Annotated in this window: 27 protein-coding genes; 20 read left to right on the top strand and 7 right to left on the bottom strand. The window is 36.9% G+C overall.

What is annotated here, in order from left to right; genetic code table 11:
• The first annotated feature begins 67 nt into the window (after positions 1-67).
• From ccpN to J2S78_RS10660, 9 genes are all read left to right on the top strand, one after another.
• Entirely contained in the window at positions 68-706 is a 639-nt protein-coding gene (gene ccpN, locus J2S78_RS10700; RefSeq protein WP_306898454.1) for a transcriptional regulator CcpN, read from the top strand.
• Between the two features lie 32 nt (positions 707-738).
• Positions 739-1548 (top strand): pyruvate, water dikinase regulatory protein, encoded by an 810-nt coding sequence (locus J2S78_RS10695; protein WP_306898452.1) that lies wholly within the window; start codon positions 739-741, stop codon positions 1546-1548.
• A 154-nt stretch (positions 1549-1702) separates the two neighbouring features.
• Positions 1703-2170: a YaiI/YqxD family protein gene (locus tag J2S78_RS10690; RefSeq protein WP_306898450.1), complete on the top strand. Its 468-nt coding sequence runs from the start codon at positions 1703-1705 to the stop codon at positions 2168-2170.
• A gap of 43 nt (positions 2171-2213) precedes the next feature.
• A complete protein-coding gene (gene dnaG, locus J2S78_RS10685) occupies positions 2214-4052 on the top strand; it encodes a DNA primase (RefSeq protein ID WP_306898449.1) in 1839 nt (612 codons plus the stop codon).
• Positions 4053-4165: 113 nt separating this feature from the next.
• Entirely contained in the window at positions 4166-5284 is a 1119-nt protein-coding gene (gene rpoD / locus J2S78_RS10680; RefSeq protein ID WP_125554725.1) for an RNA polymerase sigma factor RpoD, read from the top strand.
• 217 nt (positions 5285-5501) lie between these two features.
• On the top strand, positions 5502-6056 hold the full coding sequence (locus J2S78_RS10675; RefSeq protein WP_306898448.1) for a hypothetical protein: 555 nt from the start codon (positions 5502-5504) through the stop codon (positions 6054-6056).
• Positions 6057-6206: 150 nt separating this feature from the next.
• Positions 6207-6563: a c-type cytochrome gene (locus tag J2S78_RS10670; RefSeq protein ID WP_306898447.1), complete on the top strand. Its 357-nt coding sequence runs from the start codon at positions 6207-6209 to the stop codon at positions 6561-6563.
• A gap of 179 nt (positions 6564-6742) precedes the next feature.
• Positions 6743-7474, top strand: coding sequence for a tRNA (adenine(22)-N(1))-methyltransferase (locus J2S78_RS10665; RefSeq protein WP_306898446.1), 732 nt, complete (start codon positions 6743-6745; stop codon positions 7472-7474).
• Entirely contained in the window at positions 7461-8579 is a 1119-nt protein-coding gene (locus tag J2S78_RS10660; RefSeq protein ID WP_306898445.1) for a Nif3-like dinuclear metal center hexameric protein, read from the top strand. Before J2S78_RS10665 ends, J2S78_RS10660 begins: the two co-directional genes overlap by 14 nt.
• Positions 8580-8659: 80 nt before the next feature.
• Here the strand turns inward: J2S78_RS10660 and J2S78_RS10655 are convergent, their stop codons facing one another.
• A complete protein-coding gene (locus J2S78_RS10655) occupies positions 8660-9607 on the bottom strand; it encodes a 4-hydroxy-3-methylbut-2-enyl diphosphate reductase (protein WP_306898444.1) in 948 nt (315 codons plus the stop codon).
• A gap of 157 nt (positions 9608-9764) precedes the next feature.
• Complete coding sequence (gene vrrA / locus J2S78_RS10650) at positions 9765-10184, bottom strand: VrrA/YqfQ family protein (protein ID WP_306898443.1); 420 nt, start codon at positions 10182-10184, stop codon at positions 9765-9767.
• A 133-nt stretch (positions 10185-10317) separates the two neighbouring features.
• Between vrrA and J2S78_RS10645 the strand changes: the two genes are divergently transcribed.
• The gene (locus tag J2S78_RS10645; RefSeq protein WP_306898442.1) at positions 10318-11610 is read left to right on the top strand and encodes a DEAD/DEAH box helicase; all 1293 of its coding nucleotides are present in this window, start codon (positions 10318-10320) and stop codon (positions 11608-11610) included.
• Between the two features lie 21 nt (positions 11611-11631).
• Entirely contained in the window at positions 11632-12519 is an 888-nt protein-coding gene (locus tag J2S78_RS10640) for a deoxyribonuclease IV (RefSeq protein WP_306898441.1), read from the top strand.
• A 267-nt stretch (positions 12520-12786) separates the two neighbouring features.
• On the opposite strand, the gene J2S78_RS10635 is transcribed toward J2S78_RS10640, so the two are convergent.
• Positions 12787-13044 carry a DUF2624 family protein gene (locus tag J2S78_RS10635; protein ID WP_306898440.1) on the bottom strand — a complete coding sequence of 86 codons (258 nt, stop codon included), beginning with the start codon at positions 13042-13044 and terminating at the stop codon, positions 12787-12789.
• A 231-nt stretch (positions 13045-13275) separates the two neighbouring features.
• Between J2S78_RS10635 and J2S78_RS10630 the strand changes: the two genes are divergently transcribed.
• Together J2S78_RS10630 and J2S78_RS10625 are read left to right on the top strand one after the other, a co-directional pair.
• Positions 13276-14655, top strand: a complete 1380-nt coding sequence (locus J2S78_RS10630; protein WP_306898439.1) for a two-component system sensor histidine kinase NtrB — start codon at positions 13276-13278, stop codon at positions 14653-14655.
• 278 nt (positions 14656-14933) lie between these two features.
• On the top strand, positions 14934-15620 hold the full coding sequence (locus tag J2S78_RS10625; RefSeq protein ID WP_306898438.1) for a lytic transglycosylase domain-containing protein: 687 nt from the start codon (positions 14934-14936) through the stop codon (positions 15618-15620).
• 185 nt (positions 15621-15805) lie between these two features.
• Here the strand turns inward: J2S78_RS10625 and J2S78_RS10620 are convergent, their stop codons facing one another.
• Together J2S78_RS10620 and ppx are read right to left on the bottom strand one after the other, a co-directional pair.
• Positions 15806-17917 (bottom strand): RNA degradosome polyphosphate kinase, encoded by a 2112-nt coding sequence (locus J2S78_RS10620; RefSeq protein WP_306898437.1) that lies wholly within the window; start codon positions 17915-17917, stop codon positions 15806-15808.
• A gap of 49 nt (positions 17918-17966) precedes the next feature.
• The gene (gene ppx, locus J2S78_RS10615; protein WP_306898436.1) at positions 17967-19541 is read right to left on the bottom strand and encodes an exopolyphosphatase; all 1575 of its coding nucleotides are present in this window, start codon (positions 19539-19541) and stop codon (positions 17967-17969) included.
• A gap of 165 nt (positions 19542-19706) precedes the next feature.
• Between ppx and J2S78_RS10610 the strand changes: the two genes are divergently transcribed.
• From J2S78_RS10610 to J2S78_RS10590, 5 genes are all read left to right on the top strand, one after another.
• Positions 19707-20486 (top strand): metal ABC transporter ATP-binding protein, encoded by a 780-nt coding sequence (locus J2S78_RS10610; RefSeq protein ID WP_306898435.1) that lies wholly within the window; start codon positions 19707-19709, stop codon positions 20484-20486.
• Between the two features lies 1 nt (position 20487).
• Positions 20488-21360, top strand: coding sequence for a metal ABC transporter permease (locus tag J2S78_RS10605; RefSeq protein ID WP_306898434.1), 873 nt, complete (start codon positions 20488-20490; stop codon positions 21358-21360).
• Between the two features lie 50 nt (positions 21361-21410).
• Positions 21411-22229, top strand: a complete 819-nt coding sequence (locus tag J2S78_RS10600) for a metal ABC transporter permease (RefSeq protein ID WP_306898433.1) — start codon at positions 21411-21413, stop codon at positions 22227-22229.
• Positions 22230-22247: 18 nt separating this feature from the next.
• Complete coding sequence (locus J2S78_RS10595; RefSeq protein ID WP_306898774.1) at positions 22248-22679, top strand: Fur family transcriptional regulator; 432 nt, start codon at positions 22248-22250, stop codon at positions 22677-22679.
• A gap of 125 nt (positions 22680-22804) precedes the next feature.
• Positions 22805-23227, top strand: coding sequence for a DUF4190 domain-containing protein (locus J2S78_RS10590; protein WP_306898432.1), 423 nt, complete (start codon positions 22805-22807; stop codon positions 23225-23227).
• A gap of 47 nt (positions 23228-23274) precedes the next feature.
• On the opposite strand, the gene ispG is transcribed toward J2S78_RS10590, so the two are convergent.
• Both ispG and yqfZ read right to left on the bottom strand, forming a co-directional pair.
• Positions 23275-24405: a flavodoxin-dependent (E)-4-hydroxy-3-methylbut-2-enyl-diphosphate synthase gene (gene ispG / locus J2S78_RS10585; protein WP_370871552.1), complete on the bottom strand. Its 1131-nt coding sequence runs from the start codon at positions 24403-24405 to the stop codon at positions 23275-23277.
• A 147-nt stretch (positions 24406-24552) separates the two neighbouring features.
• Positions 24553-24864, bottom strand: a complete 312-nt coding sequence (gene yqfZ / locus J2S78_RS10580) for a protein YqfZ (RefSeq protein ID WP_306898431.1) — start codon at positions 24862-24864, stop codon at positions 24553-24555.
• A 108-nt stretch (positions 24865-24972) separates the two neighbouring features.
• Here yqfZ and J2S78_RS10575 point away from each other — a divergent pair, with 108 nt between their 5' ends.
• A complete protein-coding gene (locus J2S78_RS10575) occupies positions 24973-25863 on the top strand; it encodes a DUF1002 domain-containing protein (protein ID WP_306898430.1) in 891 nt (296 codons plus the stop codon).
• 214 nt (positions 25864-26077) lie between these two features.
• Entirely contained in the window at positions 26078-26716 is a 639-nt protein-coding gene (locus tag J2S78_RS10570; protein ID WP_306898429.1) for an NfeD family protein, read from the top strand.
• Positions 26717-26732 lie beyond the last annotated feature (16 nt).

The following is a 26732-nucleotide window of genomic DNA, read 5'->3' as shown; positions in this document are numbered from 1 at the left end:
GAAGTTTAGCAAGAGGCCGTCTAGCAAAAGTGTTCCACGTATGTAATAGAATGGTCTTAAGGCGGTGATGATAATCGAATTGACAGAACGGCAGGAATATATCTTGAATATAGTGAAAGAAAATGGTCCGATAACGGGGGAACATATCGCTGATCAATTATCGCTTACACGAGCTACACTTCGGCCTGATCTTGCGATACTTACCATGGCAGGTTTTTTAGATGCACGTCCGAGAGTAGGTTATTTTTTCACTGGCAAAACAGGATCACAGTTATTGACCGAGAAAGTGAAGAAATTAACTGTACAGGACTATCAATCAATTCCTGTTGTTGTGAACGAATCAAACTCTGTGTATGATGCAATCTGTACCATGTTTTTAGAAGATGTAGGGACTTTGTTTGTTGTAAATAAACACTCCTTTTTAGCAGGTGTTTTGTCGCGAAAAGACCTGCTAAGAGCAAGTATAGGCAACCAAGATCTCGAGTCCATGCCTGTCAGTATCATTATGTCAAGAATGCCCAATATTGCTGTCTGTAAAAAAGACGACTTGATTATCGAAGTGGCGAATAAATTAATTGAAAAGCAAATTGATGCGCTCCCGGTTGTCAAGTCAGTACAAGATAATCAATTGGAAGTGACAGGAAGGGTAACGAAGACGAATATAACCCAAGTGCTTGTGGATCTTTCTCACGATCAGATTGACTAATGGAGACAAACAAGGCGAGGAGGATGGAATAGATGAATCAACAACGCCCGATTGTTTATGTTGTGTCCGATTCGGTTGGTGAAACTGCGGAACTAGTAGTCAAAGCGGCAGCGAGCCAATTCGGTGAACAAGGTATGGAAATACGGCGGATACCATATGTAGAAGATGAAGGTACAATAGATGAAGTCATAGATTTGGCAAAAGAAGTGAAGGCTATGATTGCTTATACACTTGTTATTCCGGAAAAGAATGATTATTTACTACAGCGCGCACACGAAGCTGGGGTGGAGACAGTAGATATTATCGGACCCATGTTAGAAAAGATGATGAGTGTATCCGGCCTTGCTCCAAAATATGAACCTGGATTAGTATATCGATTAGATGAAGATTATTTCCGAAAAGTGGAAGCCATCGAATTTGCAGTGAAGTATGATGATGGTAGAGATCCAGGAGGGATTATGAGAGCAGATATTGTTCTTATCGGTGTATCAAGAACTTCAAAAACCCCTTTATCTCAATATTTAGCTCATAAACGATTAAAAGTAGCAAACGTACCGTTGGTTCCGGAAGTAGATCCTCCAGAAGAACTTTTTAAAATATCATCTAAAAAATGTATAGGACTAAGCATTAGTCCAGAAAAACTAAATGACATACGAACAGAACGACTAAAAGCACTGGGTTTAAAGCCTGAAGCAAACTATGCAAAATTAGAGAGAATCGAAGAAGAATTGAAGCATTCCAAGAAAGTAATGGATGAAATCGGCTGTACTGTTATTGACGTATCAAGTAAAGCGGTGGAAGAGACGGCCAACATGATTTCTAATATGTTTCAAAAGGGATAACGTTACATCTGAAAAGCTGCTACTATAAAAGCAGCTTTTTTAATATAACGGGCTACTAATTTGTCGATTTCTATCTCTGGTAATCGATAAAATTATTGTTTAAAATAATACATTGTATGAGAATAATAGAACTTTTTGTTATAAAAAAAGGAATTTGTTTAACACTGTCGAATCTAGAAGGAGACGATGTATTATAATTATTTATACAGATGCCGATGCGTGCCCGGTAAAACAAGAAATAGATAATATTGCCTTGATGCATCAACTACAATCTTATTTTGTATCTACTTATGCACATGTTTCACAAAACAGCTATTATTCGCACAATATTATTTTAGATTCTGAAGCAGAAGCGGTTGATCTTTATATTTTTAATCATGTTAAACCAGATGATATTATTGTTACCCAAGACAATGGGTTAGCTGCTATGGTTCTGGAAAAAGGAGCTATTGCAATAAATCCAAGGGGTAAAACGTATAATAAAAATGATATTGATACCCTTTTGATAGGGCGTTATGAGGGCATCCAGGCAAAAAGAGGAAAAACCAGAATAAAGGGACCACCTTCGCTGAAAAAGGAAGATCGAGAACGATTTGTAGAGTCATTAACAAAATTAATGTAATAAAGGGCAATCAATAATTGATTGCTTTACTGGAAAAGCGCAGGTGATAATATTGGCGGCGGGATTTATACCGGAAGAAACCATTAATGAAATTCAAAAATCTCTTGATATAGTCGATGTCATCAGTGAACATATCCAGTTAAAAAAACAAGGCAAACATTATTTAGGACTTTGTCCGTTTCACGGTGAAAAGACACCCTCTTTTTCTGTTTCGCCAGAAAAACAACTGTATCACTGTTTTGGTTGCGGAGTAGGCGGAAATGCCATCACATTTGTAATGGAAATGGAAAACGTTGTATTTGTTGATGCTGTCAAGAAACTCGCGAATAAGTCTGGAATATCTGTTCCCGATATTGGTTACTCTAATGCGGAACAAGAGAGTGGAGAAAAAGATAAAGCGAAACGAGAAGGTCATGATTTGGCAGCGAAATTTTATCATCATGTGTTAATGAATACAGAACAGGGTAAACAGGCTTATGATTACCTTGTCAATCGAGGTTTTTCGACGGAAACAATGGAACATTTTCAACTTGGATATTCGCCTGATCAACCTGAGGTTTTAAAAGAATTATTAGAAAACAGAGGTTTTGACCTACAAGAAATGGAGGAAGGCGGGCTTTTATTCCGACAGGAATCCAGTTGGGAACTAAGAGATCGTTTTCGTAATCGAATTATGTTTCCTATTCGTGACGTCCAAGGCAGAACGGTAGGATTTGGTGGCAGGACACTGGGCGAAGGAGAACCTAAATATTTGAACAGCTCAGACTCCGCTATTTTTCATAAAAATGAAATGTTATATGGAATCGATTTGGCAAGGCCTGACATTAGAAAACAAAACACAGCTGTTTTGTTTGAAGGGTATGTGGATGTTATTTCTGCAAACAAAGCAGGAGTGACAAATGGGATAGCATCACTTGGAACTTCATTGAGCGATAGACAAGCCCAACTGATACGCCGGAACACGGAACGTATTATAATTTGTTACGATGGCGATAATGCGGGACAAGGAGCAGCAAAGAAATCTGCTGAAATCCTTGAGCGTCAGGGATTAACTGTTCAAGTAGCAGTGTTGCCAAGCGGAATGGACCCTGATGACTATATCCAATCATATGGTACGGAACGTTTCAGAAAGGAAGTCATTGAAGCGTCTGTTCCGATTATGAGTTTCAAATTACAAATGCTGAAAAAGGACAAAAACTTACAAGATGAAGGAGAACGGCTTCAATATATAGAAGAAGTATTAAAAGAAATTACGCATCTTTCTAAAGCAGTAGAAAGAGACTTCTATTTAAGGCAATTGGCTGATGAATTTTCGTTGTCTCTCGATGCATTAAAACAAGAACAATTTCGTCTATACAAACAAGTTTCTAATCATTCGACAGAGAAAACAAAAGAAAATGGATTTAACGACAGAAAAAGACGTTGGGGTACAGACCAATATGCAAGGGCAAAATTATTACCTGCATTTCAAAATGCTGAAAGATTGCTGTTAGCCCATATGATGCACGACAGTCAAGCCTGTATGGAAGTAAAAGAAAGACTTGGGGCAGAGTTTAACATTGAATCGCATATTGCTATAGCTGCTCACCTTTATGCCTATTATGCCGAGGGTAATCCAGCAGACGCGGGAACGTTTATTAATCACCTGCAAGACCCTGATTTAATCAAAGAAGCTTCCGAGATTGCGTTGCTTGACATAACAGAACACATGTCGGAAAATGAATTGGTTGACTATATTGATAAGATTAAAAATTACCCGAAATGGGTAGAAATAGAACAAATTCAACAAAAAATGAAAGAAGCAGAAAGAAATCAAGATGTTTCTCTTGCTGTTAAGCTTGGAAACGAAATAATTGACATGAAAAAAGCCTTGCAAAAATAAACTCGTTAAAGTAAGATGAAAAGTTGTTTTAATTATCTAAGTAAACATTACTGTTTTGGAGAATGTTATGAGAGAGATAAAGCGGTTTGAAGAATGGAAGGAGGGGATCGAGAATGGCTGAAAAACCAACGCGTCCATTGGCGGAAGGTGAAATGTCAATCGATCAAGTCAAAGAACAATTACTCGAAACCGGTAAAAAACGAGGCGTGCTCTCGTACGCTGAAATAACAGAAAAACTTGCCCCATATGATCAGGATTCAGAGCAAATGGACGAGTTTTTCGAATACTTGGGTGAACAGGGAATCGATTTGTTAAATGAAGGCGAAGAAGTTCCGAGTATGGATCAAGTAGCCAAAGAAGAAGAAGAACTCGATTTGAACGATTTAAGTGTTCCGCCTGGTATTAAAATTAATGATCCAGTACGTATGTATTTAAAAGAAATTGGCCGTGTTCCTCTCTTATCAGCACAAGAAGAGATTACGTACGCGAAACAAATCGAAGAAGGCGATGATGAAGCAAAACGTCGCCTTGCTGAAGCAAACTTGCGGTTGGTTGTGTCTATAGCGAAAAGATATGTGGGACGTGGAATGTTGTTTTTGGATCTCATTCAAGAGGGTAATATGGGTCTGATTAAAGCGGTCGAGAAATTTGATTATGATAAAGGCTTTAAGTTTAGTACCTATGCAACATGGTGGATTCGTCAAGCTATTACAAGAGCAATAGCCGATCAGGCAAGAACCATTCGTATCCCTGTGCATATGGTAGAGACTATTAATAAGTTAATACGTGTACAACGTCAACTTCTGCAAGACTTAGGGCGTGAGCCTACACCCGAAGAAGTTTCGAAGGAAATGGATTTGACTCCTGACAAAGTAAGAGAGATTTTGAAAATTGCTCAAGAACCCGTTTCTCTAGAAACACCGATTGGGGAAGAAGACGATTCGCATCTTGGTGATTTCATTGAAGACCAAGAAGCAACTGCTCCATCTGATGCTGCAGCATATGAGTTGTTAAAAGAACAATTAGAAGATGTACTGGATACATTAACCGATAGAGAAGAAAATGTTCTTCGTCTTCGTTTTGGTCTAGATGATGGAAGGACACGCACGCTTGAAGAAGTTGGAAAAGTGTTTGGTGTGACAAGAGAACGGATACGTCAAATTGAAGCAAAAGCTTTACGAAAACTCCGTCATCCTAGTCGCAGTAAACGATTAAAAGATTTCCTCGATTAATGTAGAAGAAATAGGATTGTCTCTAGAATATCCAAGTTGGAGACAATCTTTTACATTATTCTTTAATGAATAGGTGGACCAAAATCAGCACTCAATGTAAACAGCAGCTTTTTTATAGTGAGTTATATATGGCACTCCATTCGATTATTAAAATAGAAAAACTTACGTGCTACCGTATATAATTTGTCCCCCTGTATCTTTGCAGAGGAGAATGTCCATGGATGAGGAAAGAAAAGAAGTTATTATTAATGAAATAAAATATTGGAAAACAAACAAAATGCTTCCGGAGCATTATTGTGATTTTCTCCTAATGCTATATACAGAAGGGGAAGAGGCCGAAAAGGTTGAAAGTGCCGCGACGATAGAGACTCCTTCAAGGGATAAAAAAGGTGTGTTGCTCGGCATGATGCTTTTTGCTTTTATCTCATTAGGCCTCACATGTATTATTATATATTTTACTTCTTTTTCACTTTTGGTGCAAACGCTATCGCATATATTTCTATCGATTCTTGTATTGACGATGGCCTTTTATATAAAAAGAAAAGATCTCATCTTATTTCATATTCTTATTTGTGTTGGCGCCTTAATTCTTTTTTTAGGAAGTACAACTAGTGTAATGAATTTTAAAGAAAATAATCTTTTGCTGAGTTTAACTATTTTACTGAACTGTGCTGTTTGGTTAATGGCTGGCTTTTATTGGAGATTACCATATTTAAAATGGGGCGGAGCAGCAGGTATATTGCTGGCTATATTATTTTACCTACTAACGTGAAAGATTGGTATATTTGAATAAGATGTGACAAAAACTATAAAAGTCTGGCTTTTACCTTTTCTAATTAGTAAGAATAAAGTAAAATGAATACGAATGCGGAATTATAACGCGTCATTATCGGAAGTACATAAGGCAAAGGGGGAATAGGTAGTGAAAGGTAAACCTCTCATTCCATTTTTTCTCATAGCTGTTGTTGGTTTGTTATTGACGTTGGGACTATCCATTGTCGGAGTGAATCAGCAGGCGGATGATGAAAGTGGAGATACAGAAGAACAAGATCCGGTTGAATACGGAGAAGAAGTTGTTATGGAAAGCTGTGTTTCCTGTCACGGAGACAATTTAGAAGGAGCAAGTGGGCCTGCTATTGTTGATGCAGGAGATGATCATTCAGCAGAAGAAATAGCTGACATTGCACAAAATGGTATTGGTGATATGCCATCAGGACAAGCTAATGCGGAAGAAGCACAGGCGATTGCGGAATACTTAATGTCGCTCTCAGAAGAATAAAGTAAAAAGGAGGGGCGTTTGCCTCTCCTTTTTCCGTGGAATGTAGGAAGGCAGTGATTAAATGAAAGGAAGAACCTTTTACTACATTTATGCACGCGGCAATTTATTTAAACATGTAAAACATTTAAAGCGGGTCGGTAAACGCGCTTTTCTTTATAAGAGAGGAATCATGCAAGAAGATGAATAATAAAAGTCTGTCTGACAGGTTACAAACAATAGCTCAAGAGGTACCTTGGGGAGCAAAAATGATTGATATAGGTACAGATCATGGATATCTACCTATTCATTTGGTTAAAGAAAATAAAATTCAAGAAGCGATTGCATCAGATGTAAATCAGGGTCCGCTTCAATCAGCCGCAGCAAAAATAAATCAAGAACAGTTACATCATAAGATAGAAACGCGCTACGGGAATGGATTAAATGTTATAAAAGGGAAGGATAACATTGATACTGTTGTTATTGCAGGAATGGGAGGCCCCTTAATTACTAGTATTTTAGATGAGGGTCAAGCACCTTTACAAACTGTAAAAAAGCTTATTTTACAACCTAATGTAAGAGCAAAAGAAATTCGCATTTGGTTGTGTGAACATGATTGGTTTTTAACAAATGAACATATTTTAGAAGAAGATAATAAATGTTATGAAATATTAGCAGCAGAGCCTGGAAGCGGAGCGCAGCCATATAGCAGCGATCAAGAAAAAAGAGAAAAAGAATTGCTATTTGGACCATACTTAATTCAAAAACAAAACCTTGCTTTTAAAAAGAAATGGGAACGGGAAAAAATACAATGGCAGAAGATTTTAGCAAATTTAGAAAAAGCTGAAATGAGTGAAACTGTATCTGAAAAGAGAGTAGCATTGTCGGAAAAAATACGAAGAGTGGAGGAGGTTATTCACCATGAAACCAGCTAATGGACAAGCAATTATTCAAACATTTGAAGAGTGGTCACCAAAATCGCTTGCTGTTGAAGGTGACAAAGTTGGTTTAATGTTAGGGACATTAAATAAACCAGTTGAGAATGTCTTAATAGCTTTAGATGTGTCAGAAGAAGTAGTGGACGAAGCAATTGAAAAGGAAGCGGGTTTGATTATAGCGCACCATCCCCTCATTTTTAAGCCATTGAAGCAAATAGAAACAACAACAGGACAAGGCCCAATTATTGAAAAGTGTATCAAACATGATATCGCTGTGTATGCAGCCCATACGAACCTTGATATTACGAATGGCGGCGTGAATGACATGATGGCCGAGGCATTGGGACTTGAAGATACTAAAGTCCTTGTTCCAACCGAAGAAATTCCTTTAAAAAAACTCGTTGCTTTTGTACCTGAAAATCATGTAGAAATTGTTAGATCAGCTCTCGGGGATGCAGGAGCAGGACACATCGGTGATTATAGTCATTGCACTTTTGCTACAGACGGTACAGGAACTTTCATTCCAGGAGACAACACGAATCCTTATTTAGGAACACAAGGGGAAATGGAGTTTGCTGCTGAGAAACGAATGGAGACCGTTGTACCTGAAACAATGATTCGTAACGTTATAAAAGCTCTTGAAAAAGCACATCCCTACGAAGAACCAGCTTATGATGTGTACCCATTAGACTTAGAAGGGGAAAAACTTGGTCTTGGGCGAGTCGGCTGTTTAAAAGAACCAGTCTCCTTTGAAACATTTATCACTCAAGTAAAATCGGCTTTTGAAGTTCATCATATTCGAATAGCAGGACCGGAACCTGATATGGTGAAAAAAGTGGCTCTTCTAGGTGGAGATGGAAATAAGTATTGGTCTTATGCTAAACGAAATGGAGCAGACGTGTATATAACCGGCGATCTTTACTACCATGTCGCACAAGATGCAGCACTTGATGGTTTAAGTATGATTGATCCTGGACATAATGTGGAAAAAATAATGAAAGAGGGCGTAAAAAGGAAAATGGAATCACTTATTGATTCTAATAAATACGCGACACAATTTATAGCATCGAGTGTGTCTACCGAACCATTTTCTTTTCGTTAACAACTTTATAGCAGGAGAAGTTATAATAATTTTAAAGGACCAGTTCTTTCTAGCAAAGAGCTGGTCCTTTTAGCATTGTATTATTTGGCTTTACTTTTTACTTTAGGGAGAATCTTTGAAGATTCAACTCTTTTTTCTGTTTGCCAAGTAGAAGGATCATTTTCATCGTACTCTTTTAGAAATTGAATGACTTCTTTTGTTATAGGTGTTGGAGTTGACGCACCAGCTGTAACAGCAATTGTATTTATACCTTGCAACCACTCCAAATTCAATTCGGATATGTCAGCAATTCGATAAGCTGGAGTTCCCGCAATTTGCTCAGACACTTGTGCTAGTCTATTTGAGTTATTACTCTTTGGATCACCTACTACAAGCATCAAATCGGCATCTTTAGCCTGTTCACCGACCGCTTCTTGACGAACTTGTGTCGCCATGCAAATTTCATTATGAATTTCCGCATTCGGAAACCGTTTTAAAGCTGCACTCATAATATCAGAAACATCCCATTGACTCATCGTTGTTTGGTTTGTAATGGTAATTTTGTCGGTGTCAATGTTTAATGCTTCTACATCTTCTATTGTTTCTACTAAGTGAACAATATCTGGTGCTACACCTACAGCACCTTCAGGTTCTGGATGCCCTCTTTTCCCAATATAAATCACGTGATATCCGTCTTCTTTTTTATCACGAATAAGGTCATGTGTACGCGTCACATCAGGGCAAGTAGCATCAACTGTCGTTAATCCTTTTTCTCGTGCAAGTTCACGTACTTCGGGTGACACACCATGAGCAGTGAAAATGACAGTCCCTTTTTCAACCTCTCTTAATATTTCAAGGCGATTAGGCCCGTCTAGTGAAATAATCCCCTCATCGTCAAAAGCGTCTGTGACATGTTTATTATGAACAATCATTCCCAAAATATAGATGGGGCGCGGTAACTCCAAGTTACTAGCAGCCTGCTTAGCTAGTACCATAGCATCGACAACACCATAACAATAGCCCCTTGGGGAAATCTTAATAACTTCCATAACAGCCTCCTCTGAAACTGAATCCATTCATTAATTGTCGTCTATTATGTTAAGACGCGAGCACTACAACACAAAGTTGTTGTAAATGCTAGGGTTATTATACTATCTGTTATGAAAAATGTAAAAGAAGTCGATCCCCAAAGAGACAACTGGCATATTATATATACAATTTAGGCGGAGGAGATTCTGAGTAATAAGCATCTGTTTTAAGTTCACTAGTATCGACATTGACATCGTCATCGTCATTTTTAACGCTTGGAGAGCCTCCATCAAATGAGGACGAGGATGACAATAAACTCCACAAGGCGGGCAATTGTCTAACAAGAGGATAATACTGCTTGACATAGGGGGCTACTGTCTGAGCAATACCAACCATTCTTTGAATTTGAGGCAGTAATGCAGCTACATTTGATGGTTGGGAAATAAATGGCGCAGCAAAACCAAATGACGGATTTCTAACCATTCCTCCAGGATTTGCAAACGTCATAGCGTGATTGTTATATCCATAATTAGCTGGAGGGCGAGGAACAGGAGAAGTGGGCGGTATAGGATGAGATGATGGATACAATGATAACAAAGGGAGTCATCCTTTCTTTTTATTTTATAAAAGCTGTGTTTTCTTTGTGTTTGTGATAAAATATGATAGCATCCTACAGAATGTGACGGAATAACTAATCTGAATATAAACAATGCATGGAAGGCGGTTGAAAATGAAAGCTTTTCAACGTTTTGATTTACCTCCTTTTTTAATAGAGGCTTTGCAGAATCAAAAAATAAATAAACCTACGGAGATTCAAGAACGATTAATCCCGGCAATTTTAAACGGTCGTGATGTTATTGGTCAATCCAATACTGGATCTGGTAAGACGCTAGCGTTTTTACTTCCTATAGTGGCTAGAGTAGACTCAAATAAAAATCATGTACAGGCCGTAATAACAGCTCCTACTAGAGAGCTGGCAAGTCAAATTTACAATGAACTTCAAAAACTCCTAGAAGTGGGAGACGGACAACAAGTTACAGCTAAGAGTGTCACCGGCGGAACAGATCGCCAGCGGTCGATAGAGAAGTTGAGTAACCAGCCACAAATTATTGTTGCTACTTCCGGACGTTTGAAAGATATGGTTGAAAATCAAATTATAGATGTTCATTTGGTTGAAATGTTCGTTGTGGATGAAGCAGATCAAATGTTGGATATGGGCTTTATAGAAGACATTGATCCAGTAGCAGCTTTAATGCCGGACTCCTTGCAGATGATGGTATTTTCCGCTACCGTACCTGAACAACTGCAGCCATTTTTAAGAAAATATATGAAACAACCGCGTCATGTGCATGTTGCACCGGAAGAAGCGACACCGGCTAAAATTCAACATCACTTTATCCCGTTAAAACACAGGGATAGAACAGAAGTAACAGTAGAACTAGCTCAACGATTGCATCCATACTTTGCTATTTTGTTTACATCTACAAAACAAGAAGCGGATGAACTAATGGCGGCTATGATAGATGCCGGCTTAAATGCTGATGTTCTTCACGGTGATATTCCACCACGGCAGCGAAAACAAGTCATGAGAAATGTCGATAAATTGGATATACAATATCTAGTGGCGACAGATCTTGCCGCAAGAGGTGTAGATATTAAAGGGGTTTCTCACATCATTAATCATTCTCTTCCTAAAGAATTAGGGTATTATGTTCACAGAACAGGTCGTACTGGACGAGCAGGTGAATCAGGAGAAACGTATACCTTTGTAGAAACCGATGAATACACGAAAGTAAAAACACTGCAGGATCAAGGTGTATCTCCTATATTTGCTGATTTAAAAAACAATGAGATTGTTCCAATAGAGAATCCAATTACGAAAAAGGAAAAAAAGAAACAAGGAAATAGAAATGATCCTGTCATTAAGGCTCCAAAACCAAAGCAAGTTAAGCCAGGATATAAAAAGAAAGCGAAGCAGGAAGCTTATCATAAACAAAAAAAGCAAAATAAAGCTAAAAAATAAGGGTAGGGAGGACAAAAGTTTATGTTATTAGGGTCTCATGTATCAATGAGCGGAAAAAAAATGCTGCTTGGTTCAAGTGAGGAAGCAGTCTCCTATGGAGCAACAGCATTGATGATTTATACCGGTGCTCCACAAAACACACGGAGAAAAGCGATTGAAGATTTAAATATAGAGAACGGGACGGCGCACATGAAAGAGAACGGCATTGATAGTGTAGTTGTACACGCTCCTTATATTATTAATATAGCAAATACAACTAAACCGGAAACGTTTCGCCTTGGGGTAGATTTTTTACGTTCAGAAGTAGAGCGGACAGAAGCGATAGGAGCAAAACAAATCGTTCTACATCCCGGAGCACATGTTGGAGCTGGACCTGATGTTGGAATCAAGAAAATCATCGAAGGTTTAAATGAAGTTATTGATGCAAATCAAGATGTTCAGATTGCATTAGAGACTATGGCAGGAAAAGGATCAGAGTGTGGTCGTACCTTTGATGAATTGGCTGCTATCATCGATGGTGTTACCCATAATGAAAAGCTGTCGGTTTGTTTTGACACGTGTCACACCCATGATGCTGGATACGACATTATTAATGACTTGGATAATGTGTTGACTGCTTTTGACAAAACGGTAGGCTTAGATCGTTTGAAAGTACTTCATATTAATGATAGTAAAAATGAAAGAGGAGCAGGAAAGGATCGCCATGAAAATATAGGTTTTGGATATATTGGATTTGAAGCACTTCAAACCATTGTACATCATCCATCTTTTGACGATATTCCTAAAATACTAGAAACACCTTATGTTGGAGTCGAAAAGAAAGACAAAAAGCCGCCTTATAAACATGAGATTGACATGTTAAAAACGAAACAATTTAATGACAACATGAAAGAGCAAATCCTCTCATAAAACTTTAATCATACGCATATATTAATCTGAAGGGGCTGTATCAAAAGGTACAGTCCCTTTTCTATGACAGTAAGCAGTCGACCATGGTCAGGAGCGGAAAGCGTCCGCCTGCAGCGCATGTCCTCCTTGTTCACCAAGCCCCTTTTGACTGTATACAGCCCCTTTAAAATGTTGACTAACTGTAATAATTCATGTTACCTGCGTTTCTATCCTTGCCGGATCAAGTACTGTCACCAGTCAGGAAAATGTAATAGCAGAACTTCATACTCAACCAATGTAATGATGAAAAAGTTTGGTAATCACACTGTACGCGTCCTTAGAAACAATGGGTTTAATGTTTGCAAGTAATGCTTGTAAAGAAGATTCATCATCCATACTCCAGTTACTGTGCTGCACCACGTTTAATATTTTTTCAGCCTCGTCTAGTGAAATGGTAACCCCGTACAATTTTCCATAATGGACAAGGTCCGTCGGATGAAGTTCAGATATTTTGTACTTTATCCACTGATCTTTAAAAAGATTCATACATATCTCTCCTTTATCGTAGATGGAACATGTAACATTCTTACGTATCTTATGTTTAAGCGAATGTAAAGGTGACCTATAAAGAAAAAAGGAAAAATGAAAGAAATAATATTTATATGTAGTAATTTTTGAAAATTTTAGTATAATTATTTGTAGAGCGATTAATGAAAATTTTTATAAATGAATGGTGGAGGAATTGGAGGTTTGTTTCGTTAATCAAGGAGGGGTTATATGTACCAATCGCTGCGTACATTAAGCACAACGGATTTCAAAGAAGAGTTTGACAATCTTAAAATAACTACCGGATTAGTTCTTACGAAAGAAGGAAACGTACTGTCCGTGAACGATAAGGGAGAACAATATTTCACAGAAAATAGCTGTTTTTATGATTATCTGCATTGTGCTTATAAGAATCGGGCAAAACGTTTTGTGGAAGAGATATCAAATAAAAATGTCTGCAAAAGTGTAACTCTAGTACACATTTTTGAAAAAGAAGCAATTTACATGCAGTATAAAGGTATGGTGTCACAAGATTATGTATTACTAACAGGCGAAGAAATCACAGATTCCCCTTTTTCAATGGAGACAACAGAATTATTACAGCAATTTGAACATGCCAGTGTCATCGTTAATGACCACTTAGAAATAGAGAAATACAATAAAGCGTTTTATCCGTACTTGGGCATAAAAGATGACAAAGATACAATTAGTCAGATTTACCCTAAACATATCCATGTATTAACGGAAGCAAGTAAGGAACTGGATGTCACTCCAAAATTAGTCGAAGAAGTACTTGAAAAAAAGAAATCATTAGAGTTGGAAATAAAAAATGATTCTGCGGATGAATGGTTTTATCTTAAAGGATTATACTTAAAAGGCTCCCATTGTGTATTATTGATGATTTATAATTTAACCTATGAAAAGAAGTATCATCATCTTCTGACCTTTCAAGATCAAATGGAATCTGTTTCTTATCTATCGGCAGGAGTGGCACATGAATTAAGGAATCCTTTATCTGTTATAAAAGGGTTTTTGCAGCTGTCCTCTTTAACAGATAGCTTTCATAAGTATTCTGGCACCATTTTGTCTGAAACAGAACGTATGAATGAAATTATTGATAATTTTTTGTCCGTTGCAAGAAAAAAAGTCAAGAAAGAATGGAAGACACCTAATCATTTACTAGACAGTGTGATTGATATTATAAGATCGGAATGTCTGATGCAGGGAGTACATTTTCAATATCGCGTAGATCCTGTTGAAGGGAAAATAGAAGTAAATGAGTCTTCTTTTAAACAAATTATACTAAACGCATTACGAAATTCGATTGAAGCTTTTCCTCAAAACAGGAAAAACAATGTATTTTCTCTTGATAGCTATAAGGAAAACAATTATTTAGTTATTTGCTTAAGAGATAATGGAAAAGGTATTCCAGCACACATTTTAAATAATATAGGTAAACCTTTTTTTACAACAAAGGAAAAAGGTACAGGTGTGGGTATTCCATTGTGTAAAAAAATCATGGAAGAACATAATGGGATATTTGATATTGAGAGTAGTGAAGGGAAGGGAACGTTAATAACTCTTTCGTTTCCAATCCAAATACAAGAATAAAAGAAGAACAGGGGTTGTTCTAAAGTGGTTTTTACGACTTTGGAACGCCCCTTTTTTTGTAAGATAAGAAAATGGAAAGCATACGCCTTGTACTTTTTTATAAAATAGGTACACGCAAGTTTTTTGATTGACGATAGTATGTATTTCTGGTAAAACCGTTAATCGTGAGTGACATATGGTGTATATCACACCTCTATGTTTAAACGATTTTTTTGTAGGGTAAAAAATCATTTGGCTCTCATAATACAGTTATCATTGAAAGAACGGAGGGAAGACAATTGAATCTTATTCCGTACACTCGTACCATCTTTTTGCTACCTCTTTTATTTTTGTTGTTGGGGTTTGATAAATCTCATATGGAGGAGTTAGAGGAAAAAAGCGAGGAATTGGAAGAAGCAGAAACAATTGCAAACAACGTAGATTTCTTACAAGAGTCTAGTGGTATAGAATGGGACATTAGTTATCATGAATGGGCAGATGCAAGGCAGGAGGCAAAAACATTTAAAGAAGAGAGCGGTGGCAGATTTTCATTGAATTGGGGCACTTATATGATATATCAATCTAAAAAAAGAGATATCAGCCCTGCTCTTGTATATGAACTGTTAAAGGTAGAGACCGGTGGAACGTTTGATCCGACTTTAACAGGACCACAAACAAAATATGGACATGCATACGGATTGGCGCAATTTATGAAGAATACTGGTCCGTGGATTGCTGATTTAGCTGACTTGCCTTACAGTGATTCTATGCTGTTTGACCCTTATTATTCGATTCAACTGTCGATTGAGTATCTAGATTATTTACATGATAAGTATGACAATTGGGATCAAGCACTTACTGCTTATCATCGAGGTATTAGTGGTTTAAAAACGTATGAAGAAGAAAATGGTGATGCAAAAAGCTGGTATGCCGTAGAAATACAAGAAAAAGCAGAAGATAAACAAGAATTGCTTGCCAAGCAATAAAAACTTACTAAGAAATCTTCATGGTAATGTTGGATTTTACTGCAGATGTCTAAGTTTTAAGGGGAGCACTTCACCTTCTTCAACGACTTTTTTATCAAATAAAGCAGCCGTTATGATATTTCATGACGGCTGCTTTTTATCTTTGTTTTCTTGAGGAAGGGTTTTGGAGAGTTCTTTTCTTGGTTTTATTCATCTTGATGATCAATAAAAAGGGAAGCCTGCTCGAATAGTTGGAGCTGGCTGTTTATAGCAGGTTCATCTGTGTCTGCTGTTACGTAGTAATATTTGCCTGAAGTATCTTGGATTCTTGCTTTTTGGTTATCGTTTAGAGTAATCTCCAAAATGGTTTTTAATCGTTGCTTTAAGAATGAATCAAGTATAGGAAACATAATTTCTATGCGTTTTTCCATATTTCGGGTCATCCAATCTGCTGATGACAAAAACATTTTTTCATTACCATTATTACGAAAAAAGAAAATTCGGCTATGTTCTAGAAAGCGACCGACAATACTCCGAACCGTAATATTTTCACTAATACTTGGAATATTTGGACGTAGGCAACAAATCCCTCGTACTATCAAATCGATGGTGACTCCGGCAATCGAAGCTTCGTATAGTTTTAGAATCAGTGGTTTATCGGTCAACGAGTTCATTTTGGCAGTAATTTGTCCTCGTCCGTGTTTTTTGTGTGCGGCAATTTCTTCATCAATGTAGTGGATGAGATGATTTCTGATTTCAAGCGGTGATGTGGAAATATGGTTCCATACAGGTTTTTTTCGATAACCGCTTAAATAGTTGAAAAAATTTGTAGCATCCTCACCAAATTCTTGTCGAGATGTTAGAATCCCCATATCTGTATATAATTTAGCAGTAGAGTCATTGTAATTACCGGTACCAAGGTGGACAAACCGTTGGATTTTATCGTGGCGTTGTTTTACGACAAGCGTGATTTTGCTGTGCGTTTTTAAGCTAGTAATTCCATAAATGACGTGAACACCAGACTTCTCTAATTTCTTTGCCCACTGTATGTTATTTTCTTCATCAAATCGCGCTTTCAATTCAACGAGTACAGTTACTTGCTTTCCATTCTCAGCGGCTTCAGCTAAAGCGTTGACGATAGGAGAATCGCCGCTGACACGGTACAGTGTTTGTTTAATAGCAAGCACATCGGGATCATTCGCTGCCGCTACCATAAAATCAATGACAGGTTGGAAAGATTCATATGGGTGATGTAGGAGTATATCTTTTCTAGTTATAGCAGAAAAAATGTCTGTTTCCCCAATTAAATCTTGCGGAGGCTGGGGTATGAGAGTTTCATTGACAAGATGTTCACGTTCTTCAGATAACTCGTTGTACAACTTAAATAAAAAAGTTAAATCTAACGGGCATCGCAAACAGTAAACATCATTCTCATGAATTTCAAGTTCTGTCGTTAAATATTCCAAAATCTTGTTGTCCATAAGTCCTTTTTGATACTCTAAACGAACAGCGGCCCCCCATCTTCTTTTTTTAAGTTCTTTTTCGATTTCTACAAGTAAATCTCTGGCCCCTTCTTCATGAATAGTTAGATCAGCATTGCGAGTAATACGAAAAGGGGATACGGATTTAACTTTATATCCGACAAAAAGCTCGCCAATGAACTCACTAATTGCTTGTTCCAGCATTATAAATTGTTTGTTATTTGGAGCAGACGGAGGCAGTTCTATAAAGCGGCTTAAGACAGAAGGCACTTGAACAATCGCAATTTGTTCATTATGTATATCATTTGCTTCCTGTAAAAGGACAGCCAAATTGATCGACTTACTTAAAAGGATAGGAAATGGTCGATAGGCATCCACTGCTAATGGTGTGAGCACAGGGAAAATATATTCCTCAAAATAATTTTTCACATACGTTAACTGGTCCGTACTTAACTCTTCAATTGATAAAAATTCAATTCGTTCTTGATGCAGAAGAGACATAAGTGTTTCTGTAAAAAAATCATCTTGTAAATGAACAAGTTCACGATTTTTGTTTGTTATTTGTTTTAATTGCTGTTTAGGTGTTAAGCCAGCTTTGTTCTCAGGTTTATTGTAACCAGCCTCTACTTGGTCTTTAAGTCCTGCAACCCGAACCATAAAAAATTCGTCCAAATTGGAACTGAAAATAGCTAAAAACTTCAGACGTTCTAATAAAGGATTATTTTCATCAATAGCTTCTTCTAATACTCTTTCATTAAAAGCGAGCCAGCTTAATTCTCTGTTATTATAGTAGCCGGGGTTATTTAGTTCATTATCATCATTAAATCGAGAGGTCATTACACATTTCACCTTTCTTTCATCAATCAAATCTAAACCGATAGTAACATTACAATGTAAATTTTTTGTTAAGTTTGTCTATGGGTTGAAATGTTAAAGAAATGTCTTGTTTTAAAACTTTTTCAATGTGTTTTTTGTATTTTGTACTTTTAACCTCTTCGAAATAACTATATGTGTTTGGTTTACAGGCTATGTAAAGATTAATCGATTTCCCATTTTTTTCAGAAGAAATGGACTCAACAACTTTTCGTTTCGTGCGATCTAAGGCATAGGCCATTTTCAAAATACTACCGAGTAGTTCAAAGCGTTTTAATGAACTTTTTGATAGGTAAGATTTAAAAGGCGGGGATAACTGTTTCATCCATTTTTTAGATTTAAAAGATGCTATGAAAGCCATAGCCAGTCTGTCAGAATGAGAAATTCCATCAATGGAACGGTTAGTTAATACATAAAAGGTGTGTTGACTACTCGTTTCATGGCTAATAAATTCCCCGATGTAAAGAACCCGCGCACTTTTTTTTAATAGATAAATGTTATCGTCCTGTTTAAGAGGCGAAGGGATAAAGGGTTCTAATTCGGTATATAGTTGACGGGCTATTCTGCCAACTTCCTGCACATAATCTTCGTTCATCTCGAACTCCCTACTGAGTTGAAAAAAACTTTCTTCCACGACTTCCGGTAAAAATTCAGTTGAATGTTCACGGAGCATTTCTTCAAAAAATAAACCTTCTCTTAAGCCCTTATTGCTCATCATAAAATAAGCAGCATTAATATAATCTGCCATTTCATAAATAACTTTAACAGCGGGAACAATCACATCAGCACGATCTTTAGACAGTCCATCAATATTTTCTCTTTCTTTTAATGAACAATTTTCAAAAAGCTGCATCATCGATTTCAACTCATCCATTTCCAATTCATATTGATGTAGTCCTGCCAAGGGATAGTGAACCTGCGATTGATGAACTAAGGACATATTCCTAGCACTTCCCCCAATACCGATAATTGGTAAGTGTTTTGCTTCTTTCAACCATGGAATCTGGTTACATTGATCAATAACATAGTCAGATATGTTTTTTAATGCTTGTTTATCTGGTTCTTTGTCCGGAAAAAACTTTTTCTTCAAAGTCAGAGCACCGAAAGAAAAACTATGGGAATGGATTAATTTTTTGTCTTTAAAAAATGTGATTTCTGTACTGCCACCGCCAATATCGATAGACAAGCCATCTGAAATGGATGTCGAATTGACTACAGCAAGGTAGCCATAATAAGCCTCTTCTTGTTCAGACAGCACTCGAACATGAAGTGACGTTTCGTTATGAACAAAATCAATTATTTCTTCTTTATTTACCGCATTTCTAATTGCGGCAGTAGCTACAGCTTTAATATTAGTGACGTGGTGAAAGCTAAGAACTTCTTCGAATTGCTGTAACGATTCTTTCAACACTTGTAACCCGTCTGTTGTTAGTTGATAATCAGAGTTGATATGGTTGCTTAATCTGGCGACTTTTTTTAAGTTATGTAACTCTCTAGTCCCTTTTTTATCATCCAGTTCATGAATGACTAGCCTAATGGAGTTTGAACCGATATCGATAACGGCAACTTTTTCTTTTGGTTGAAACACGCAAGTCATCCTCTCTAAATAGCTTCTACTTTCATCATAAACGGTTGTCCGAGAAAGAACAAGATAGAAGAGTGTATACATTTACAATGATAAAATCATCCTGTATACTCATAAAAGCAGTAAATCGTAATCATTCTTATCGATGTTCAGGAACGAGGTGTACCAATGGGTGAATATATATTAGAAGATCCAATTGTAAAAGTGACGAATGTTTCTCTGAAATATGGGAACCAGACCATTTTAGAAAATATTGATTTAAATATTGAAAAAGGAGAATTCCTAGGTCTAGTTGGACCTAATGGATCAGGGAAATCAACATTAATCAAAACATTACTCGGGTTAATAACTCCTAATCAAGGAGACATCGAGCTTTTTAATAAACCTTTGAACAAATTTCGGCAGTGGGAAAGAATAGGATTTGTTTCTCAAAAAGCAAATACTATTAATACGGGCTTTCCTGCAACCGTATATGAAGTGGTCTCAATGGGACTGTACTCTAAAGTAGGTCTACTTCGCTTTTTAAATCGAAAGCATAAAAGAAAAATTGATGAGACTTTAGAAAGTGTAGGGATGCTTGAATATAAAAACAGAAATATTGGTGAACTGTCTGGAGGACAGCAACAAAGGGTATTCGTTGCAAGAGCGTTAGTAAGTGAACCAGACATTCTTATTCTTGATGAGCCTACGGTTGGTGTAGATACATCCTCTGTCCAACAGTTTTATCAACTATTAACAAAATTAAATCAAGAAAAACATATTACATTGCTATTAGTCACGCATGATGTAGGGGTGATGACAAGCTATGTATCCAATGTGGCTTGTTTAAATAAAACACTTCATTTTCATGGAACTTCTAAAGATTTTCAAGAAAGTGACTTATCGTCTTTATACGGACATGATGTGCAAGTCATTACCCATGATCATGAACACGGGGGCAGGCATTAAAATGATGAATGAGTTTTTTACTTATGAATTTTTACAAAATGCTTTTTTTACCGGTATCATGATCGGTTTTTTGGCACCAATATTAGGGGTTTTTATTGTCGTGAGAAGGTTGGCACTTATTACAGATGCTTTGTCACATGTCACTTTAACCGGCATTGCATTTCATTTGTTATTAGCTCAGACTTTTACATTTATGCAACTAATGAGTCCGTTGTATATGGGAATGACATTTGCGGTTGCTGGGTCGCTTCTGATGGAAAAATTGCGTAATGTTTATACAGCCTTTAAAGAACTTGCCATTCCAATCATTTTATCGATAGGTATCGGGTTGGGTGTCGTATTTATATCCCTTGCTGATGGCTTTAATAATGATTTGTTTAATTACCTATTTGGTAGCATTATTACGGTGACACGAGAAGACTTATCAGTTATTTCGATTGTTACAGTTGTAGTAACTGGTTTGTTGATTTTATTTTATAAAGAGTTATTATTTTTATCTTTTGATGAAGAACAGGCGTCTGTTAGCGGAATTCCTGGAAAATGGATTAATATACTATTCATTATAATGACAGCACTAGTGATTGCATCTTCCATGAGAATTGTCGGTATCTTATTGGTGTCTTCGTTGATGACACTCCCGGCGGCATCTGCTATTCAACTTTCGAAAAGTTTTAAGCAAATGTTTTTATACTCTATCATTATAGGGGAATTTTCTGTGATTACAGGTATTATTTCGGCATTTTATTTAGACATTTCACCAGGTGGTGTCATTGTATTAGTGGCGTTATCAATCTTACTAATTATACTTGGCTGCAAAAAAATACATGTAGGAACGTCTCGTAAAAAAATGTCTTATACAGACAATAACACGTAATCATGGACGTTAAAGTCTAAAAAAATTATAAAAAATTGAGATGATTGAAGATGGAATTAACATTTATTGAAAGAGGGATAATAGCCGCCTTATTTGTTGGATTGATTGCACCTTTAATCGGTACATTATTAGCTGTGAGACGGTCTTCTGTTATTTCAGAGTCCCTTTCTCATGTAACGCTTACAGGTATTTCGGCAGGAGTACTGTTAGGGCAATCGCTGGAAGTACTTCAGGTGAATCCGTTATATTCTGGGTTTATCTTTGCTTTGGCTGGTTCTCTTTTCATTGAAAAATTAAGACAAGTATATTCCCAATTCCAAGAATTAGCGGCCCCAATTATATTATCAGGAGCGATTGGGGCTAGTGCCATTCTTATGAGCATAGATAATTCTGGATACAATGAGTGGTATGATTATTTATTTGGAAGTGTCGTCTCAGTAACTGGAGAAGATCTTATATTTATTATTGTCACTTCTTTTCTTGCCCTTGCATTATTTTTATTATTTTATAAGGAACTTATATCTGTTTCTTTTGACCAGGAATTTGCTAAAGTTTCCGGGATTTCTGTACAGATGATTCAATTTCTTTTTTCATTTTTGGTAGCCCTTGTTATATCCATGTCAATGAAAGTGGTAGGTATACTATTGGTAGGCGCTCTTATTTCTTTACCAGTCGCCGCAGCACTACAATTAGCAAAAAGTTTTAGGAAATTGTTGCTCTGGAGTGTTATGATAGGGGAAATAACAGTTATGTTAGGTGTCTATAGTTCGTACCATTTTGATATTGCAACTGGAGGCGCTATTGTCGTTTTTGCTGCTTTTTTATTACTAACCGTATTAGCAATAAAAAAATTCTTAGTGCGGATGTAAGTAGGAGGAATATAAATGATGAACGTAGAGCAAGCATTGGAAAAATTAAAGAATGAAGGATATAAATTTACAGGAAAAAGGGAACAACTTCTGCATTTATTTGCAGAGGAAAAACGATATTTGTCCGCAAAGGAAGTATTGACAGAGATGCAGTCTGATTTTCCTAATGTGAGCTTTGATACGGTTTATCGAAACTTATCTTTGTTTGAGGATATGGAAATTTTGGAAGTGACTGAACTAGAAGGAGAAAAACGTTTTCGCTTTCGTTGTTCGACAACACATCATCATCACCACTTAATATGCCTTGAATGTGGGAAAACTAAACAAATACATGCTTGTCCTATGGATTGGCTAAATGAAAATGGTGAACAAGAATTTGAAGTGACCGGTCACAAATTCGAAATATACGGGTATTGCTCGGAATGTCAACTTGTTGTTTCTCACACATAAGACACAGCTGTTTTGTTAAATTTGGCAGTGTTAAAGTGTATGCCCCGGGAACAATATAAATGCTCTTACTTTTATGATGCTTTCTATGATGAGCCATTTTAATAAGAGCAGGGGAGGGCAGCAACATGGATGACGATCGCAGAACAAATGATCATTTAACAGAGGAACCAGGGTTTGGAGAAAGAGAAAATGGACCGGATGATGTAGAGCTGTCAGAAGATGATTATACAATGGAAACCGCCTCAGAAATAGCAGCACCTGGAATTGGTAATAAGGCCAATTTATCTGAGCCTGAACGCGAAGAAGAAGAACAAGACGCAACAATGGATTCAAATGTGAATGATGAGTCACTAGGCAAAGGACTGGGTGTAACGGCGCTCATACTAAGTATTTGTGCTTTGTTTTTTTTACCAATTGTAACAGGCGGCGCAGGAATTGTACTAGGCATTTTCGCAGCGAGAAAAGAAGCAAAAGCTTTAGGGTATTGGTCAATAGGGATAGGTGCTTTTGCTATTGTAATGACCGTACTATTTGCACCGTTCTTTTAACGAATAAAAAAAGCTGTTCCGATTATTTTTTCGGAACAGCTTTTTTATTAGGATTGGGAAGCTGCTGCTTTTTCCTCTTCTTCTTTGGCTTTTGCTTCCTTCTCGTAATGTTCTTCAGCGATTTTATCGACTTCTTTTTTCAATTCATCAACCATAGTTTCTTCTGGTACTTTGCGGATAATTTCACCGTGACGGAATAAAAGTCCTTCCCCTTTGGCACCAGCTATCCCAATGTCTGCTTCTCTAGCTTCACCAGGGCCATTAACTGCACAACCGAGTACAGCAACTTTCACAGGTGCCTTTATAGTGGAGATATAGTCTTCTACATCATTGGCAATACTTATCAAGTCGATTTCAATACGTCCACATGTTGGACAAGAAATTAAAGTGGCAGCGTTCGAAGCTAGGCCGAATGTTTTTAAGAGTTCGCGTCCTACTTTCACTTCTTCGACTGGATCAGCACTAAGAGAAATACGAAGTGTATTACCAATTCCTTTACTAAGGATGGCGCCAAGACCAGCTGAACTTTTAACAGTTCCGGCAAATTGTGTGCCTGATTCAGTTATACCGAGATGGAGTGGATAACTGAAGGCTTGCGCTGCTTTTTCGTAAGCTTCGATAGCCAAATGAACATCGGAAGCTTTCATAGATACAATGATGTCATAGAAATCAAGTTCTTCTAGAATTTTAATGTGATGAAGGGCACTTTCTACCATACCATCAGCCGTTGGGTATCCATACTTTTCAAGAATCCCTCTTTCTAAAGAACCTGCATTAACACCAATACGAATAGGGATGCTTTTAGCTTTTGCAGCTTTTACTACTTCCTCAACTTTTTCGCGTTTACCAATATTACCTGGATTAATGCGAATTTTATCCGCACCACCTTCGATTGCTTTCAAGGCTAATCTGTAATCAAAGTGGATGTCCACGACAAGTGGAATATCTATTTGTTTTTTAATTTCTGGAATAGCTTCTGCTGCTTCCATATCAGGGCAAGCGACGCGCACAATTTGGCAGCCTGCTTCCTCTAATCGATGAATTTCATTTACTGTCGCTTCGACATCATCGGTTTTTGTCGTTGTCATACTTTGTACAACAATCTCATCGTTTCCGCCTATAACTAAGTTGCCTACTTTGACTCGTCTTGTTTCTGTACGATGGGTGATTTGGCTCATGAATCCATTCGCCCCTTTTATGTTGATAAATTCTCATTGCATTTCACAGCTAATATTTTTAAATCCTTTAGATTAATCACTCGTAATTGTATCAGCGTTTTGACTGATTTGGCAAGCAAGGACATTTATAAAAATATTTTTACTTTGTTAAGGTTCGTAAACTGGAAAGTTATAAGACTTGTCCACTTCAATTTGATTAGGTTCCATATCATTATTAAGTTGTTGAAAATCTTTTGTTACTCGTTCAATACTAACGGGAATAGGTCCATCATGAAGCTTTTCAACTATAGATAACACGGTTTGTCCAGGTTCTATTGTAACCTTTATGATAGTTTGGTCGTCTAAAGAATCGGAAGTAGCGGAAGGAGGAGATAAAGTTGGAAGTGTTCCTTCTGTAATATCATAATAGATTGAGGTACAGACTAATATAAACAATAATAAGAACAACATTTTTTTCATAATTTTTTACCTCACTTGGACTAAATAACGTTTATAATGTATATATATGTGTTGGACATGGTCATTAGAACTTAATATAGAGAATATGAAATAAAAGGAGTATGTTAAATGAAAACGTTCAAGCAATCTCTGTTAGCAGCTATATCAGCAGTCTTGGTGTTATCCTTGCCAAATGCAGCGTTTGCAAACGCTGAAGAAGGTGATGTTATTGTCACATTAGGTGAAGATTTGAGTGAAGAAGAACAAAATAGTCTGCTCGATGAAATGGAAGCGGGGGAAAGTGCAGAGATTATCACTGTGTCTAATGAAGAAGAATATGAATATTTAGGGGATTATCTGGGTGATGATATCGGAAGTAATGCCATTTCTTCATCTAAAATTACAGTTACAGAGTCTGGTAGTGGACTTAATGTAGAGACAAATAATATTGATAAAGTTTCAGAAGGTATGTATGCTAATGCGCTTATAACCGCTGGTGTTGAAGATGCTGATATATACGTAACAGCACCGTTTACAGTTTCCGGAACGGCAGGTTTGACTGGGTTAATAAAGGCTTATGAAATACAGAATGATATTGATATCTCAGAAGACCAAAAACAAGTAGCTAATGAAGAAATGGTAAAAACTTCTGAATTGGGCGAGCGAATTGGTATGGAAGAAGCAACGGAATTAATTACGAGGGTCAAAGAAGAAATTGGAGACGAACAAATAGAAAATGAAGAAGATCTTCGAGATTTAATTGAACGAATTGCTAATGAACTTGGAATTGAATTAACCGAAGAAGAAATGAATGGTCTTGTGTCATTATTTAATAGAATGCAGGATTTAAACATTGATTGGGATCAAGTACAGAATCAAATTAGCAACGTAAGGGATAATCTGGATGAATTTTTGAACAGAGAAGACACCCAATCATTTATCTCAAGTTTTCTAGACTTTATTAATGAATTAATAGATGCTGTAAGCGGTTGGTTTGGCGGAGAAGAAGAGTCAACTTAAAGCAGTGTAAAGAGCCGTCTTGTATTTATTTATATAAGACGGCTCTTTTTAGAAGATGGGAATCAAAAGGATGAAGATTAGATGTCTTTTTTTTATGAGTGAAATAAACCTTCAAACAAGGTAGAATATACAGTGAAACGATATAATATTTTCATACGTACTATTATATAAAAGAAAACTTTCTTGAACTTATGCTCAAAAGGAGCTGATAAACGTGGATTGGCTTGAATATGCCAGTGTCGGATTTTTGGTCGTGTTTTTTGGTACTCTATTTCTAATGGGTGAAATGTTAGTGAAAGCAAAAGGATTATTTGCTTTGTTGGGAATAGCTTTCATGTCTTTGTTTTTTTCCTTCCATATTGACGCAGGTGGCAATATGTGGATTATTATTTTGTATGTCATTGGAATTGCGCTAATTGTTTTAGATGGCAAAGTAATTAGTGACGGAACCATTGCTTTATTTGGAGCTTTACTGATGGGAATTGGTTTAGCCGTTCCAACTCCAAGTGTTACCTACGGAGTGTTAGTTGTTTTTGGCTATATAACAGGCTTATTTGGATCGGGTTTATTTTTGAAAGTGTTCTCAAGCAGAAATTTATGGTCAAAGATGACATTGAAGGATCAATTGGGAAGTGAACAAGGATACAATTCGATGAATCAAACATACAAAGAGTTAGAAGGAAAAGAAGTAAAAACGTTAACCCCTTTTCGGCCGACGGGCACGATTATTTTTGAAGGCAGACATTATAGTGCTACAAGTGGAGATCAGTGGCTGGAACCAGGTGAAATGGTAAAGGTTATTTCGGTCGATGGAACAAAAATTTTAGTTCGGCGCTCAGAGGAAACGGGTTAGTCGAGATGGTCCAATA

Source organism: Salibacterium salarium (genome assembly GCF_030813635.1).
Lineage (GTDB): Bacteria > Bacillota > Bacilli > Bacillales > Marinococcaceae > Salibacterium > Salibacterium salarium.
Note: the sequence above shows the minus strand (reverse complement) of the source record. Positions and strands in the feature narration are given on the sequence as shown.

What these genes read in the sequence shown, in the direction of transcription:
- ccpN (WP_306898454.1), top strand. Translation starts at nt 68, where the DNA reads ATGATAATCGAATTGACAGAACGGCAGGAATATATCTTGAATATAGTG.
- J2S78_RS10695 (WP_306898452.1), top strand. Translation starts at nt 739, where the DNA reads ATGAATCAACAACGCCCGATTGTTTATGTTGTGTCCGATTCGGTTGGT.
- rpoD (WP_125554725.1), top strand. Translation starts at nt 4,166, where the DNA reads ATGGCTGAAAAACCAACGCGTCCATTGGCGGAAGGTGAAATGTCAATC.
- J2S78_RS10675 (WP_306898448.1), top strand. Translation starts at nt 5,502, where the DNA reads ATGGATGAGGAAAGAAAAGAAGTTATTATTAATGAAATAAAATATTGG.
- J2S78_RS10665 (WP_306898446.1), top strand. Translation starts at nt 6,743, where the DNA reads ATGAATAATAAAAGTCTGTCTGACAGGTTACAAACAATAGCTCAAGAG.
- J2S78_RS10660 (WP_306898445.1), top strand. Translation starts at nt 7,461, where the DNA reads ATGAAACCAGCTAATGGACAAGCAATTATTCAAACATTTGAAGAGTGG.
- J2S78_RS10655 (WP_306898444.1), bottom strand. Translation starts at nt 9,607, where the DNA reads ATGGAAGTTATTAAGATTTCCCCAAGGGGCTATTGTTATGGTGTTGTC.
- J2S78_RS10645 (WP_306898442.1), top strand. Translation starts at nt 10,318, where the DNA reads ATGAAAGCTTTTCAACGTTTTGATTTACCTCCTTTTTTAATAGAGGCT.
- J2S78_RS10640 (WP_306898441.1), top strand. Translation starts at nt 11,632, where the DNA reads ATGTTATTAGGGTCTCATGTATCAATGAGCGGAAAAAAAATGCTGCTT.
- J2S78_RS10635 (WP_306898440.1), bottom strand. Translation starts at nt 13,044, where the DNA reads ATGAATCTTTTTAAAGATCAGTGGATAAAGTACAAAATATCTGAACTT.
- J2S78_RS10630 (WP_306898439.1), top strand. Translation starts at nt 13,276, where the DNA reads ATGTACCAATCGCTGCGTACATTAAGCACAACGGATTTCAAAGAAGAG.
- J2S78_RS10620 (WP_306898437.1), bottom strand. Translation starts at nt 17,917, where the DNA reads ATGACCTCTCGATTTAATGATGATAATGAACTAAATAACCCCGGCTAC.
- J2S78_RS10610 (WP_306898435.1), top strand. Translation starts at nt 19,707, where the DNA reads ATGGGTGAATATATATTAGAAGATCCAATTGTAAAAGTGACGAATGTT.
- J2S78_RS10605 (WP_306898434.1), top strand. Translation starts at nt 20,488, where the DNA reads ATGATGAATGAGTTTTTTACTTATGAATTTTTACAAAATGCTTTTTTT.
- J2S78_RS10600 (WP_306898433.1), top strand. Translation starts at nt 21,411, where the DNA reads ATGGAATTAACATTTATTGAAAGAGGGATAATAGCCGCCTTATTTGTT.
- J2S78_RS10595 (WP_306898774.1), top strand. Translation starts at nt 22,248, where the DNA reads ATGAACGTAGAGCAAGCATTGGAAAAATTAAAGAATGAAGGATATAAA.
- J2S78_RS10590 (WP_306898432.1), top strand. Translation starts at nt 22,805, where the DNA reads ATGGATGACGATCGCAGAACAAATGATCATTTAACAGAGGAACCAGGG.
- ispG (WP_370871552.1), bottom strand. Translation starts at nt 24,405, where the DNA reads ATGAGCCAAATCACCCATCGTACAGAAACAAGACGAGTCAAAGTAGGC.
- yqfZ (WP_306898431.1), bottom strand. Translation starts at nt 24,864, where the DNA reads ATGAAAAAAATGTTGTTCTTATTATTGTTTATATTAGTCTGTACCTCA.
- J2S78_RS10575 (WP_306898430.1), top strand. Translation starts at nt 24,973, where the DNA reads ATGAAAACGTTCAAGCAATCTCTGTTAGCAGCTATATCAGCAGTCTTG.